A 13828-nucleotide genomic window follows, 5' to 3' on the forward strand; every position below is an offset into this window, starting at 1 on the left:
ACATCTGTTTAGAATGGAACCATCTTTTACAGTTATAATACTCTATAGTTTCTCTACGGAAGACGGAATGTTAGCTGCTTGGGTAATGGCAGAAATAACGGCCACTCCATCAGCGCCAGCCTCCATAACATAGGCAGCAGTGTCTATCTGGATTCCGCCAATCCCAACTATAGGAAGGTCAGGATATTGATGACGTATCGCTTTAATCCATGCAACACCAACTGCAGCTTTGGCATCTGTTTTTGTTGAAGTAGGATATATTGGCCCAGCCCCAATATAATCCACTAAATGAATAGGGCTATTATTTAGTTCATTCCAATTAGAAACCGAAAGGCCAATAAGTAAATGCGGAAATTCTTCTCGAACCTTCTCTACAGGCTGATCATCTTGACCAACATGTATTCCATCGACATCTAGAGCATTTGCCAATTCTATATCGTCATTGATAAAGAATGGGATATGAAATCTTTTGCAAACTGCTCTTAATTTTTTCCCAAGCTCTAACTTTTCCTTTCCTTTTAACGAACCGTACCCCTTTTCCCGATATTGAAAAGCCGTAATACCACTTTCTGCTGCTATTTCTAGGATTTCTACAGGGTCTCTAGTACAATCTTGACTACCCATTATAAAATATTTTCGCAAGATCTGTTTATTCATAGTAGGCATTACAGTGATTCTCCTTTAAGCGCTGTGACATCCATCGATAACGCATCAATAAAATGAGGAATGAAGGTTCCAGATGCTTTCACCTGTTCTTGCGATGCAGTGTATTCCGCTGCTAATCCATAAAAGGCTACTGCAGTTTCTGCTTGCTCGTAAGGAGAGTCATCTGTTGTTAAACAGGCAGCTATAATCGAACCTAATAAGCAGCCTGCTCCGGTTACTTTCGCTAGTAATGGGTGCCCGGTTTCATTTATGGTAATCGATTCTTCTGTACTAATGACATCGCGTTTCCCAGTTAGTACAGCCGTTGTCTGATATGTTTTGGCAACCTTTTTCGCTATTTCCTCTATGTTTCCGTCACCAAACGAATCGACACCTTTTGTCTGCCAAGAGACATTAACTAGATGAGCAAGCTCCCCAGCGTTTCCTTTAATAACAGTTGGCTGCACTTCTTCCAATAGTTGTTTTACTGCATTAGAACGATAAGGAGTTGCAGCTACTCCAACTGGATCAAGTACGACGGGAACCCCTTTTTGATTAGCTGCTTTTCCAGCAGCAATCATGGCCTGTAAATCATTTGCAGAAAGTGTCCCGATATTCAATAACACACCATCAGCAAGCGTAGCCATTGCAGCGGCTTCTTCTTCAGCCTTTGCCATGATTGGTGCCCCACCAAATGACAATAGTCCATTGGCAGTGAAATTCATTACGACTTGATTTGTTAGATGGTGAATTAAAGGTGTATTTTTTCTTACAGTATCAATTATTTGCATGTTCATGGCGGCTTTTCTCCTCTCGTATGCCCCAGTGATTAGTAGGACCAATACCAGCTCCTAGATTAGATGCGTGCTTGATAGCTAGCGTGACAAATTGTTTTGCTTTTTCAACCGCAGTAACTAAGGAATCCCCTTTGCTTAAATAGGCAGTAATGGCTGCCGAATACGTACACCCTGTGCCATGCGTGTTTTTGCTAGGTATTCGGTCTACAGCAAAGGAATAGAAACGCTCTCCATCGTGCAGAAAATCAATTGCTTCCTCTTGTAAATGCCCACCTTTTATTAATGCGGCTTTAGCACCTAACTCATGAACAATAATTGTAGCGGCTTTTTTCATGTCTTCTAGAGAAGTAATTTTCTCTCCAGTTAAATATTCTGCCTCTGGTATATTTGGTGTGACGACAGATGTTAATGGTAGTAGTTGTTCTCTTAAAAAATCTCGTGCAGTGCTTTCAATTAGAGTATCTCCACTTGTTGCAACCATAACAGGATCCATAACATAAGGAGCATCGAGGTTGCTAATTTGATTGGCAATGATTCTCATCATATCGACAGTAGCAAGCATACCAGTCTTAAAGGCGTGAATAGGCATATCAGATATCACAGATTCGAGCTGTTGTTCAATCATATCCAATGGAATATGGTGGATCGCTTGCACGCCAGTTGTGTTTTGGGCAACAACCGAGGTAATGACGGACATTCCATAGCTCTGCAGTTCTTGAAATGTTTTCAAATCAGCATGGATACCTGCACCCCCACTTGGATCGGTTCCTGCGATAGTTAGTGCACATGGGACTTGGGTCATATCCGCTTCACTACCTTTCCTGATGGCCATTCTTCGCATGTATAAGCCATTTCCCAAAACGCTAATTCAAGTTCACAGCTTTTACGAAAGGCATCACGTATGCGGTTCTTTTCAGAAGGAGACGCCTCTTTGGCAAGGTTATCTAATCGTTCACGCATTTCTGTTGTGGTACTCCTCGTACGAGCATCACTATAAAAGGTAATCCATTGATAAAAAGGATGATCTGGTGTTGGCTGATACCTCTTCATTAATTCGTCGCCAATTTCTAAATAGGTCCATGGGCAAGGTAGTAAGGCCCCTAATATTTCGCCCATAGAACCGGTATGTGCATGGTACAGCATATGTTTTATATAATGGTCGGCAGTCGGTGGTAGTGGGTGTCCTTGGAGAGACTCATAAGGAACACCAATGTACTCACAAAAATTATGATGCGGATGAATCTCATCCTTTAATATAAACTCCATTTTATTGAAGAAATATCGTATATCATCCCTGCTAGAGGATTTAGACGCAGCTAACCCATAAATTTTCATGAATGCATTAAGGTACTCGAAGTCTGCCTTAATATAATGAGCGATTGCTTCCTTTGAGATATCGCCCTCTCCAATTCCTTTAACAAAGGGATGGTCAAAAATAAGTTGAAATATATCATTGTTTTCTTCTCGTAATGATTCTGTGAATAACATGGATAAACTCCTCCTTAGAATGTGAAAGCTACTAGGAGAGTACCGTAGATATGTGAGGGATATATGCGGCCTCAACTACTTCCCTTCGCTAGCATTACCTAGATCAGGTTATTAAGGGACAAAGGATATACCTTATCTCAGCAAAAGCGCCCCTAGTAGTTTTCAGTGTTTAGTTAATTTACCTTTTCAAATGAATAGAGCCTACATTTTCTAGCTTAGTAATGTGAGATACAACGAACCAACCGAGTATAGCCCCTGGTAAACTACTTACAAGAAACGCGGGCATAAAGGCAAAAGCGCCAGTAGCATTTCCCATAAATAGGTAGGCTAAAGGGACGGAAGCCAATGCTCCGATTACCCCACTTCCGACTCCTTCCCCGATAACTGCCAAGCCTATTCTTCCTGACCTTTTATATAAGTAGCCAGCTAAAAAGGCACCAATCATACCACCTGGAAAGGCGAGTATGGTACCGAGTCCGAGAACATTACGAAGCAGGCCAATCATAAAAGCGACAATCACTGCTGGACCTGGTCCAAGAAGGACACCTGTAAGAACATTTATTGCATGCTGCATAGGGTAGGCTCGTGCTACCCCTGCTGGAAACCAAATAAGCTGAGCAGTAACGGTCCCAATAGCTATCAAGACAGCCATCGTTGTAATGAGACGAGTTTTATTCATCGTTCCTCCTTTCTGCAAGGGACACAAAAAAAGCCAGACCCATAGAAGGACCTAGCTTAATTGATTGAGATTAATAGATTGACTAATTGTCGTACTACTTCCCTCCGCTGGTACTAACCAGATCAGGTCCATAAGGGTCGGAAAAATCTATTCCTCTCAGCCCACATTAGAGCGCCCCTAGTAGTTTTACTATTCATTTGTCATGAATCACTATTATCATATCAAATGAAAAAGCATTTGTCACTGTGGTACTTGTTTTTAGGTGTAGAGAAGATGGAGTTAAACGATGGAGCATGCAAGGTATAACTACTGTAGTAGCGGGAGGTTATCGTTTTGGTGAAAGAGAGTAAAAGTCTAACAGAGGGAGGCTATCGCTGCCCTTTTTTGGTAGAAGAAGCTGGAAAAGGTGACAGAGGGAGGCTATCGGCGCCCTTTTTTAGCAGAAGGAGAAGGAAAAGGTAAACAGAGGGAAGGTGTCAGCGCCCTTTTTTGGCAGAAGAAGCTGGAAAAGGTGACAGATGGAGATTATCGCTGCCCTTTTCCAGCTGAACGAGAATAAAAAGGTAATAGAGAAAGGCTATATTACCCTTATCAGGTTAAACCATCCGAAAAAGGTAACGGAGAAAGTGTATCGAAATTATAGGATTAAATAATTTTTTTTAGTTCATATTCAGTTCATATTTGTTTTTTATACTAATGATACACCCAGAAGAAATAAATTTTTTCTTATTTGTGCAACAAAACACAAACTTATTTCGTATATATATTGAAAAACAATTCTAATAAGTATAAATCTGGGATGATATTGGCAAGTCTTATAGAAAAAAGAGACACATCTAGGGGGAATTGTCGTGTTTTTATTTCATCCAATGGATTTTCTAATACTCATTGCATTTGGGCTTGCGCTATGGGCGCAATCTAGTGTACAAGGAAATTTTAAAAAGGGTTCCAAAATAAAGGCCTCCTCTAACATGACAGGTGTAGAGGTTGCGAGAAGAATACTAGACAGTGAGGGGCTTTCTGATGTAAGAATAGAACTCTCTAAACGAGGAACACTTTCCGATCACTATGATCCAACTGCTAAAGTAATTCGATTATCGGAACCGGTTTATCGAGGGAATTCAATTGCATCCCTTTCTGTTGCCGCACATGAAGTCGGTCACGCAATTCAACATGCGAATCATTATTCGATGTTAGTACTGCGACATAAACTTGTCCCGTTTGCAAATATAGGGTCACAGCTTGCACCATTTCTTTTAATTGCTGGGTTTATATTTACCCAGGGTAGTATGTTGATAGGAATTGGGATTATCCTATTCTCAGCAGCTGTACTATTTCAGATTGTTACATTACCAGTAGAATTTGATGCCTCAAGGCGTGCTAAGAATAAACTAATAGAATTAGGTATGATTGCGAATCAAGAGGAACGAGGCGTTAGTAAAGTGTTGAACGCTGCTGCATTAACGTATGTAGCAAGTACCTTGATTGCTGTCTTAGAGCTTATAAAATACATCATGATTTTTAGAGGAAGACAAAATTAATGAAAAGGTGGGATTTTTAATGAACTTACCTGTAACAGATATGCCGAGCTTTATAAAAAAAGAAGTGGATAAATTAAACGAAACGATTTCTCCTTTCATCAAGAAAGTATCGAAATATTCATTTTGGGCATTTCCTCTCATTGTATTTTCGCTAATTAATTTATTCTTTTTGCTAGTGGTTATGCCGGAAACGAGAACAACCGTATCACTTATTTTGTATGCGGTAATGGGAGCATTCGGTTTTGCCCTATCAAAAGAAGCGAAGCATCAGAGGAAAGAAATTTTAAAAGTGAGTGAGGATTATATCATTAAGCGTATCAATAAAAGTGATGTAATAGCAAGTGCTGTTAAGGATCGCTATATTCGCAGAGTCAAGGAGCAGCCGGCCTTTGCGATGAATCATTTTATAAAGTTTTTAGAAGAAGAAAATCGTTTAATGGAGTAGTAAGTATGATATACCCTGGAGGGATTTCGTGACATTATTAGCGGAACAAGAGTATTTTAAGATTGAACGAAAGGTAGACCGTATAACACAAGTTGATGTGGAGCATAAACGCTATCTGAAGCTATATACGGACAAAATCCAGAGTAAACATCGCGAGTTTCCAATTAAGGACGTATTAGATATTTCTTACCGAGAAATAGGAGGTGAAGGAGCTGGCCTTCTTTACTTACATACAACTCGTGGTGTATTTTCATATACATTGAAATCATCTCCAAGGCATTTTATTGAAATCTTTAAACAACACATTAAAAAGTAAGACAAAGTTTTCAAAAATAGTAGAAATGGGGAATGGTAAATGACTGTCATGATTTATGGTGCAGCATGTTCATCAACCAGAAAAGCAAAAGAATGGTTTAGGAAAAATAATATTAATTATATTGAACGAAATATATTAAAGGATCCATTAACGGTTCCAGAATTACAGCAAATATTAAGCAGAACGGTAGAAGGAACGGAAGAAATTATCTCAACACGATCTAAAGTTTATAAAGAACTCGATGTGGATATTGATTCCCTTCCACTTCAAGAATTACTAACTCTGATTCATAAACATCCTAGACTGCTTAGAAGTCCTATCATGTTAGATGAAAAGAGACTTCAAGTAGGATTCCATATCGATGACATTAGACAATTCTTACCAAGAAAAACTAGAGAACGTCAATGGCTTCAATGGAGAATGAATTACCTTCCAATGACAGAAATTGTGAAATAATAAATAAATGGAACGAAGAGGTTGAGACTTTACTATATGTTTTAGTAAAAATCCGATAGAGTCACTATATTATTTAGGAATATACGTAGAAGTTAGCGGGTCACAGACAGATCTCCTTGAATAGATTACTGTCCTCCCGGTGCTGAAAGTGAAGACATCGTATTTTTCTGAAGCTAGTAAGTGGTGCGAACGAGGATGCGGATTATGTTTTGCTTGAAACGGTTGTCACAACCTCTTTTTTCTCGTTCACAATAAATTTATTTCAAATTTTTAGCAAACTAGTTTATTATTAATTTTATATAGATATATAAAGGAAGGTACTTTATGTCAGAAGATAATATATCACGTTTAGAGATAAATGGAAAAGAGATTATTCTGATTGGTACAGCACATGTATCCAAAACAAGCGCAGAACAAGTTAAACAAGTTATCGAACTAGAACAACCAGATTCCGTCTGTGTGGAACTTGACGAACAACGTTATAAGTCCATTACAGAAGGGAATAAATGGAAAGAAACAGATATTTTTCAAATTATTAAAGATAGAAAAACAACACTACTATTGATGAACCTTGCTATTTCCTCTTTTCAAAAACGGATGGCTAGCCAATTTGGTATAAATCCTGGACAAGAAATGATTCAAGGTATTGAATCGGCAAAAGAGATAAATGCTAATCTTGTATTAGCAGATCGAAATATCCAAACGACATTCTCACGGATTTGGCGTGGCATTGGGTTAAAAGGAAAGCTGATGCTTTTAACACAAGTCATTGCTAGTATCTTTACGAGAGAGACCATATCGGAAGAAGAGCTGGAGAAGATGAAGTCACAGGATATGATCGATTCGATGCTACAGGAATTTACCGAGAGCTTTCCGAGATTAAAAAAGCCTCTCATAGATGAGCGTGACCAGTATCTTGCTCAAAAGATTAAGGAAGCGCCAGGAGATAAAATTGTTGCGGTACTAGGTGCGGCACACGTACCTGGGATAAAGGAGCAAATCAAGCAGGACCATGACCTTAAAACGTTATCGCAGCTACCTCCTAAATCGAAAATTCCCAAAATAATCGGATGGACAATTCCATTACTTATCATTACGCTTATTGTTCTTACGTTTATGACAGATCAACAAGCTGGATGGGTGCAAATTGTAAGCTGGATCCTGTGGAACGGTTCCTTATCTGCACTTGGAACACTAATTGCGTTTGGGCATCCACTCGCTGTTCTCACGGCATTTATTGCAGCTCCAATTACCTCGTTAGAGCCATTTCTAGCGGCAGGCTGGTTTGCTGGATTTGTCCAAGCATATTTTAAAAGACCTAATGTGCAGGATTTCGAAAATCTATCGAATGATGTCCATAGTTTAAAGGGATTTTGGAATAATAAAGTAACACGTGTCCTTTTAGTGGTCATCTTTGCAAACATTGGAAGTTCAATCGGAACATTTATAGGAGGAGCAGATGTCATTCGATTGTTTATAGAAAATCTATAGACACTTTTCTTCTAACATTGTTCTAAATAGATTAAAGTATAAGTAACCATAATATATAGTTATTGTAAATTTTTAAGGGGGAACGATCTAGTGATCATTGCGATCATCGTATTATTGTTTGTATCCTTTTTCTTTTCAGGGAGTGAGACTGCCCTTACTGCAACAAATAAAATGAAGCTACAAACAAAAGCAAGCAATAATGATAAAAAGTCTGAGAAATTATTGAATTTAGTTTCAAAACCGAGTGAATTTATTACGACGATTTTAATTGGGAATAACATCGCTAACATTCTTTTGCCTACTTTAGTAACGATGGTGGCATTAGAATACGGAGTTAATGTGGGCTTAGCGTCGGCTATTTTGACGATTACGATCATTATATTTTCAGAAGTAATACCAAAGTCGGTAGCTGCTACATTCCCAGACCGAATCGCATATATCGTGTATCCGGTTATTCGTTTTTTCACCATCGTGTTCAAGCCATTCACGACTCTATTAAATAGCCTTACCGGATTAATTATAAAGTCATTGTCTAAGGGGAATGAAGACAACGTCTCCATTTCCAAGGAAGAGTTAAGGGCGATGGTTGATATTGCAGGAACGGAAGGTACATTTAAACAGGAAGAGTCTTATCGTATTAAAGGTGTGCTTGATTTCCAAGACTTAAATGTGAAGGACGTCATGAAAACCCCTCGTATAGATATTGTCGCTGTACCGATTGATGCGACTTATGAAGAAGTACGGGATATTGTTATCGAAAATCAGTTCACACGATACCCAGTGTATGATGGTGAAATAGATAATATTGTTGGTGTATTCCATTCGAAATATTTATTAACCTGGTCGATAGAGCCGGGGAATACGTTAGAATCCTATTGTGATATGAATCCAATGGTATTCTTTGAGTTCCATTCAATTGAAATGGTATTTCGCCAAATGACAAGAGAGAGAAAGCATCTAGCCATTGTATTGGATGAATATGGTGGAACAGAAGGTATCGTAACCCATGAAGATATTATCGAGGCGATGATAGGACTGGAAATTGAGGATGAGATGGACTTAGAAAGTGAGAAGCTAATCGAGAAGCTTACTGATAAAGAGATTATATGTGATGGTAAAATAACGCTACATCGCTTAAACTCCATTTTCAATACGGATATTCCTGAGGAAGAGGACGTATTATCCGGCTATTTACTGACAGAGTTCAATCAATTTCCTAAGCAAGGTGATATTTTAGAAAAAGATCAGCTTATTTTTAAAATATTAGAAGTAGATGGAAGGACATTAAAGCAAATCCAAATCGTAAAAAATGACTTCGTTGAGGTAGAGGAAGGGTAATTCTCGTCCCTACTAATTGTGAATAAGAAAGTAGAATAAGATGTGCCTTTATTCCATCTATTCTTGTAGTAAGATAATAAAGTTCCGAATCAACTCATGATTCGGGACTTTTCGTTGTAATAGGCGATAGGAACAAGTATCAATCTATTACGGAGAGTGCGGATAGTTAATTTATGTATTAGCAGTAAAGTGATTAGCCTATCATAAGCTATTACCAATTAGGGCATACTAAATAAAAAATAGGAAAAAGGAGAGTCGATATGGAAGACACATCCACATTTGTAGCCAAATTTAATGAACGGAAGCGAAAAGATGAATTAAACAGGAAAAGACAAGGCGGGGGTACTCGTTCCGACCGTTTACCTAGTAAACGTCATTAAAATAACTAGAAACATAAAAAAGAGCCGTGGATTGATAATTTTACTTACCGCCACGGCTCTTTTAGTTAAATTAACATTTAACGTAATGTTTTTAATGCACGGCTCCAAGCAATAACTTGGTCTAACATGCCATTAGCATTGTCTGCATGATAATCTGCTGGTTTGAATACAGAGAAGTTTTCAAAGTCAGAAAGTAGTGAGAATGTAACAGCTGTACGAACGTCAGCCACTTGAAGCTCACCTAAGATTAGACGTAGGTTTTCATGGGCACGAGTACCCCCAAGGCTACCATATCCAACAAATCCTGCAGCTTTATTGTTTACTTCAGGGTTTAAGTAATCAAGAGCGTTCTTTAATGCACCACCAACAGAATGGTTGTATTCAGGTGCAATAAATACGTAACCATCAAAAGAAGCCATTTTCTCAGACCAAGCTTTTGCAGCAGCTTGAGCTTCTTCTTTTTGTGCAGCTTTAGAGCCTAGGAAAGCTAGATCATAATCAGCTAGATCAACTAACTCATATTCTACACCTTCATCATTACGATTTTTAGCGAAGTCTAGTGTCCAGTCTGCAACTACTTGTCCGTTACGACCTTCACGAACACTACCAAGTACAATACCGATTTTTAACATAATTAGTTCCTCCTCTGAGTTGTGTTTATAGGTTGAATTAACGATAATAGAAAACTATTTATCTTTAATTCAATATATTTGAATTAAACATTAATAATCTTATCACGTCTATTTATCGATTGCAACTATAAAGAATAATAATTTGATATTTAGTTACAAAAAGTAATTATAATTACAGTTAAAGAGGTTGGGGATAAAGTGTTTATACTATATCCCAACCTCTAAATTAAATCTTAAATTTATTAATCGTCATTTGGGAGTCATCTGCAATATCGGAAAGATTAGCTATCGATTGATTGACTTGTTTCATCAGATCCACTTGCTCTTCCGTTTTTGCGGATACCTCTTGGGAATTTACTGCTGCTGCTTCTGAAATCTCCGTAATATGGTTCATGGAATCAACTATTTCTTGAGCACCAATTGTCATTTGTTGTACAGCTTGGGATACATCCTGAATTTTTGTGCTAACGTCTTGAATGTAGCTGTTCATTTGCTCGAATGAATTTCCTACATCTGTAACAACGCCTATACCAGTTTCCACTTCATTAGAAGCCATTTTCATCGTGTTAACGGCTGTACTCGTCTCTACTTGTATCGTATTAATTAATTGAGAGATCTGTAATGAAGAGTCGGCTGATTGCTCTGCTAATTTCTTCACTTCATTTGCAACAACTGCAAAACCTTGTCCATGTTCACCTGCTCTTGCTGCCTCTATGGATGCATTTAAGGATAATAGATTTGTTTGCTCGGCAATATCAGTAATAACCTCGATAATGTGGTTTATTTCCTTGGAGCGCTCTCCTAGACCTTTAATAACTTCAGACAATCCATTTACAGTATGCTTAATTTCATTCATTTGTTTAATGGCTACAGAGATAGACTCTTGCCCTCTAGTTGCATTTTCTGTAGCTTCTTGGGCAGTATTAGAAACATTATGTGCGCTTGTAGCGATTTGCTGTATACCACTAGACATTTCTTGGATGGTGCCGGATGTTTCTTCGATAGTCTGTACTTGTGTATCGACACCAGCTGATAATTCTTCCATTGTAGCTGCAATTTCTTCTGAAGCTTCATTTGTTTGTTCAACATGTCCTACCAGTGATTTAGCGGAAGTCGCAACATGTTTTGCACTAGTATTAAATTCCATAATCACTTGTCTTAGGTCGTCAGCCATTTGGTTCAATGTTTCAGCTAAAAGCCCAATCTCATCTTTATTTTTCACCCGTAGCTTTTCAACGGTTAAATCACCTGCAGCTATCTGTTTAGCATATTCGATTAGTGAAGTGATCGGCTTTGTTTTTCTACCGATAATAAAAATCGTGAAAATGCACGCAATCAACAATGGAATAAGACCAAGTAAAATACTAGATTTTACAGAGTCTAACGTACGCTCCGAAACAATACTCGCATTGAAATCAATAGCATTCAAGGCAATAATTTCTTTATTCGGGTCATGGTCTTTAAAGATTGGTGCATAGCCAGTTAATCGTTTCATTCCTCCAGCTTGATAGATTTCAGAATATGCTGGTTGCTTCGTGTCTAGTATGGTTTGTACTACTTGTTCATCTAGATAAAAGCTATCCCCAGCATGGAATCCTTGTTTCTCAAAATGTTTATCAGCGACTAAAATGGTTCCATCTAGTGAAATAATATATTGGTTTTCGAAAATATGTTTATGATCGACTGTCCAATTGATGGATTCTTGTAAATCGATTTCCTTATTACTATTTCCATTCAGAATATCCTCCACATCATTCGTGTTAATGAGACCTGTGGTGATATTCGCACACCCTATTGCTTCAATTCCCGCAGCTTCATACGTATGTTGATAGGTTACCCAATAGTTTGATATAGAAGTAATAATAAGGGAAATCAAAAATACGCCAATAATAATTACTCCAAGTTGTCTCGTTATCCCTTTTTTCATCTAATTACGCCCCCGGTTTAGTATGTCTCTGTCTCTATCTTTGTCTATGTCTATACCCTTACTTTTAATATCGACAGTGGTACTGTTAAATTTAGTAAATTGGCCAAAAAGGAACAAAAAAGCTACATATTAGACTTAGTGAAGTCTATAATATGTAGCTTGGTATTCCTATTCGTGATTTGCTAATTCGGTTGCGATGGCATCCTCAATGGCTGTTATAGTACTGGAGGAACCTAAATAGTTATTTACCATAATCGAGAATATTAATTTCTGGCCGTCTTTCGCTGTGACATAGCCAGATAAACTAGACACTCCTGTTAAGGAACCTGTCTTTGCTTTGACATTGTTCGTTGCTGGTCCATCGGTCATCCGATAACGAAGTGTACCACCAACGAATCGTTCTGAATTACCAGCAACCGGTAATGACCGTTCAAAGGATGTATACCAATCTTCCTCTTGCACTGCATAAAGTAATTGGGATAGCTCGTTTGCAGGGATTAAGTTTTTATGGGACATACCGGACCCATCACGTAAAAGGATAGTATCAGGGTTAAGGCCATATTGTATTAATACCTCTTCCATGACAGAAAGCCCTTTATCCCAACTACCTTCATTATGAACTACTTTACCCATTTCCTTCGTCAAGGTTTCACCATGGCCGTTATTACTTAGCTTCATAAAGGGAATTAGTAAGTCTTCTAAAGTCATCGACTCTTTTGATGTAAGCAATGTAGCATCCTCTGGTGTTGTTCCAGTTGTCGTTTGAGCATTCCCGACGAACGAAATCCCGTTCTCTTCTAATGCTTTCTTGAAAACATCGACTGCATAACCAGTAGGCTCCCAAACCGATACCCAGGACCTAGCCATGGATCCATCAATCGGAATGACGCCATTAATGACAATGTTATTGGTTCCGTGTTCTCGTTCGATGGAGATAGCTCTACTATGATCTGAACTTACCGTTTTCGCATTGTTGATGATGTTGACGTAGTCTGTATGGGGTGTTAGTTTTACGATGGGCTTTCCATCTACTTCTTCAGCAGGATAGACCTCTACAATTACGGTCGATGCATCATAATCTTCATTAGGAGATAATGTCAGGGCGGATATTTGTGCACCTGTATAGAAAGGTTCATCAGACCAGTTCAGATCTTGAGATAGTCTTACATCATCATACCAAGTGTCATCTCCGATTAGGTTGCCCTTAATATTCTTGATTCCTTTCGCTTTTAAATCAGCAGCAAATTGATCTAAATCGTGTTTGAGTAAGGTAGGGTCCCCTTTTCCCTTTAAGTAAAGATTCCCTTGAAGTACGGCTCCTTTAATAGATCCGTCTGTTAATACTTCTGTTGTAAATCGATAATCTGGTCCAAGGGTTTCTAGTGCGGCAATGGTGGTAAGAATTTTCATATTAGATGCAGGGTGTAAGCGGTGATCTCCGTAGTAAGAAAATAATAGCTCTCCCGAATCTGCATTTCGAATGCTTACCCCTGTTGTCGTTCCATCTAATGCTGGATTACTCAAAATCTGATTTAGTTTATCTGGTAAAGATACTTCTTCGGTAGTCTCATTATTAGCTGATGGTGTTTGATTTTGTATTACAAAGAGAGTACTTACCATGCATACTACTAAAAAACTTAGAAGTATTCGCTTACAAAGCTTTGTTTGATTCATTTCCCCACTCCTTTGTTCA

16 protein-coding genes and 2 riboswitches are annotated in these 13828 nt (G+C 38.3%); of the genes, 8 read left to right on the forward strand and 8 right to left on the reverse strand.

All coding sequences use genetic code 11. From position 1 onward, the window contains the following. Window positions 1-42: 42 nt before the first annotated feature. From thiE to thiW, 5 genes are all read right to left on the reverse strand, one after another. Window positions 43-666, reverse strand: a complete 624-nt coding sequence (gene thiE, locus KGF86_RS02085) for a thiamine phosphate synthase (protein WP_211741029.1) — start codon at window positions 664-666, stop codon at window positions 43-45. Continuing rightward, window positions 666-1442, reverse strand: a complete 777-nt coding sequence (gene thiM / locus KGF86_RS02090) for a hydroxyethylthiazole kinase (protein ID WP_211741030.1) — start codon at window positions 1440-1442, stop codon at window positions 666-668. The genes thiE and thiM overlap by 1 nt, the downstream gene beginning before the upstream one ends. Beyond that, the gene (thiD, locus tag KGF86_RS02095) at window positions 1423-2244 is read right to left on the reverse strand and encodes a bifunctional hydroxymethylpyrimidine kinase/phosphomethylpyrimidine kinase (RefSeq protein ID WP_211741206.1); all 822 of its coding nucleotides are present in this window, start codon (window positions 2242-2244) and stop codon (window positions 1423-1425) included. Before thiD ends, thiM begins: the two co-directional genes overlap by 20 nt. Further along, entirely contained in the window at window positions 2241-2930 is a 690-nt protein-coding gene (gene tenA, locus KGF86_RS02100) for a thiaminase II (protein ID WP_186868093.1), read from the reverse strand. The genes thiD and tenA overlap by 4 nt, the downstream gene beginning before the upstream one ends. A gap of 63 nt (window positions 2931-2993) precedes the next feature. Further along, a riboswitch (TPP riboswitch) is annotated at window positions 2994-3094 on the reverse strand. A 14-nt stretch (window positions 3095-3108) separates the two neighbouring features. Next, window positions 3109-3609 (reverse strand): energy coupling factor transporter S component ThiW, encoded by a 501-nt coding sequence (thiW, locus tag KGF86_RS02105; RefSeq protein WP_186868094.1) that lies wholly within the window; start codon window positions 3607-3609, stop codon window positions 3109-3111. 82 nt (window positions 3610-3691) lie between these two features. Then, window positions 3692-3798, reverse strand: a riboswitch (TPP riboswitch). A 217-nt stretch (window positions 3799-4015) separates the two neighbouring features. On the opposite strand from thiW, the gene KGF86_RS02110 reads away from it, so the two are divergent. From KGF86_RS02110 to KGF86_RS02145, 8 genes are all read left to right on the forward strand, one after another. Continuing rightward, window positions 4016-4168, forward strand: coding sequence for a hypothetical protein (locus KGF86_RS02110; protein WP_211741031.1), 153 nt, complete (start codon window positions 4016-4018; stop codon window positions 4166-4168). Between the two features lie 310 nt (window positions 4169-4478). Further along, window positions 4479-5150, forward strand: a complete 672-nt coding sequence (locus KGF86_RS02115; protein WP_186868465.1) for a zinc metallopeptidase — start codon at window positions 4479-4481, stop codon at window positions 5148-5150. Between the two features lie 19 nt (window positions 5151-5169). Beyond that, window positions 5170-5595: a YwnF family protein gene (locus KGF86_RS02120; protein WP_186868095.1), complete on the forward strand. Its 426-nt coding sequence runs from the start codon at window positions 5170-5172 to the stop codon at window positions 5593-5595. A 28-nt stretch (window positions 5596-5623) separates the two neighbouring features. Beyond that, window positions 5624-5911: a hypothetical protein gene (locus KGF86_RS02125; protein WP_186868096.1), complete on the forward strand. Its 288-nt coding sequence runs from the start codon at window positions 5624-5626 to the stop codon at window positions 5909-5911. Between the two features lie 39 nt (window positions 5912-5950). Then, window positions 5951-6367: a Spx/MgsR family RNA polymerase-binding regulatory protein gene (locus KGF86_RS02130; protein WP_186868097.1), complete on the forward strand. Its 417-nt coding sequence runs from the start codon at window positions 5951-5953 to the stop codon at window positions 6365-6367. 324 nt (window positions 6368-6691) lie between these two features. Further along, on the forward strand, window positions 6692-7858 hold the full coding sequence (locus KGF86_RS02135; protein WP_186868098.1) for a TraB/GumN family protein: 1167 nt from the start codon (window positions 6692-6694) through the stop codon (window positions 7856-7858). Between the two features lie 90 nt (window positions 7859-7948). Then, complete coding sequence (locus KGF86_RS02140) at window positions 7949-9196, forward strand: hemolysin family protein (RefSeq protein ID WP_211741032.1); 1248 nt, start codon at window positions 7949-7951, stop codon at window positions 9194-9196. A 260-nt stretch (window positions 9197-9456) separates the two neighbouring features. After that, window positions 9457-9576, forward strand: coding sequence for a DUF4023 domain-containing protein (locus KGF86_RS02145; RefSeq protein WP_186868100.1), 120 nt, complete (start codon window positions 9457-9459; stop codon window positions 9574-9576). 77 nt (window positions 9577-9653) lie between these two features. Here the strand turns inward: KGF86_RS02145 and KGF86_RS02150 are convergent, their stop codons facing one another. The 3 genes from KGF86_RS02150 to dacB form a co-directional block, all read right to left on the reverse strand. Further along, the gene (locus tag KGF86_RS02150) at window positions 9654-10208 is read right to left on the reverse strand and encodes an NADPH-dependent FMN reductase (protein ID WP_211741033.1); all 555 of its coding nucleotides are present in this window, start codon (window positions 10206-10208) and stop codon (window positions 9654-9656) included. Between the two features lie 226 nt (window positions 10209-10434). Beyond that, a complete protein-coding gene (locus KGF86_RS02155) occupies window positions 10435-12135 on the reverse strand; it encodes a methyl-accepting chemotaxis protein (RefSeq protein ID WP_211741034.1) in 1701 nt (566 codons plus the stop codon). A gap of 168 nt (window positions 12136-12303) precedes the next feature. Then, the gene (dacB, locus tag KGF86_RS02160; protein WP_211741035.1) at window positions 12304-13809 is read right to left on the reverse strand and encodes a D-alanyl-D-alanine carboxypeptidase/D-alanyl-D-alanine endopeptidase; all 1506 of its coding nucleotides are present in this window, start codon (window positions 13807-13809) and stop codon (window positions 12304-12306) included. Window positions 13810-13828 lie beyond the last annotated feature (19 nt).

The sequence above is a fragment of the Ornithinibacillus massiliensis genome, from assembly GCF_018310345.1.
Taxonomy (GTDB): domain Bacteria; phylum Bacillota; class Bacilli; order Bacillales; family Amphibacillaceae; genus Ornithinibacillus; species Ornithinibacillus massiliensis.

Coding starts and splice junctions, on each gene's coding strand:
- thiE (WP_211741029.1), bottom strand. CDS start 666: ATGCCTACTATGAATAAACAGATCTTGCGAAAATATTTTATAATGGGT.
- thiM (WP_211741030.1), bottom strand. CDS start 1,442: ATGAACATGCAAATAATTGATACTGTAAGAAAAAATACACCTTTAATT.
- thiD (WP_211741206.1), bottom strand. CDS start 2,244: ATGACCCAAGTCCCATGTGCACTAACTATCGCAGGAACCGATCCAAGT.
- tenA (WP_186868093.1), bottom strand. CDS start 2,930: ATGTTATTCACAGAATCATTACGAGAAGAAAACAATGATATATTTCAA.
- thiW (WP_186868094.1), bottom strand. CDS start 3,609: ATGAATAAAACTCGTCTCATTACAACGATGGCTGTCTTGATAGCTATT.
- KGF86_RS02115 (WP_186868465.1), top strand. CDS start 4,479: ATGGATTTTCTAATACTCATTGCATTTGGGCTTGCGCTATGGGCGCAA.
- KGF86_RS02120 (WP_186868095.1), top strand. CDS start 5,170: ATGAACTTACCTGTAACAGATATGCCGAGCTTTATAAAAAAAGAAGTG.
- KGF86_RS02130 (WP_186868097.1), top strand. CDS start 5,951: ATGACTGTCATGATTTATGGTGCAGCATGTTCATCAACCAGAAAAGCA.
- KGF86_RS02135 (WP_186868098.1), top strand. CDS start 6,692: ATGTCAGAAGATAATATATCACGTTTAGAGATAAATGGAAAAGAGATT.
- KGF86_RS02145 (WP_186868100.1), top strand. CDS start 9,457: ATGGAAGACACATCCACATTTGTAGCCAAATTTAATGAACGGAAGCGA.
- KGF86_RS02150 (WP_211741033.1), bottom strand. CDS start 10,208: ATGTTAAAAATCGGTATTGTACTTGGTAGTGTTCGTGAAGGTCGTAAC.
- KGF86_RS02155 (WP_211741034.1), bottom strand. CDS start 12,135: ATGAAAAAAGGGATAACGAGACAACTTGGAGTAATTATTATTGGCGTA.
- dacB (WP_211741035.1), bottom strand. CDS start 13,809: ATGAATCAAACAAAGCTTTGTAAGCGAATACTTCTAAGTTTTTTAGTA.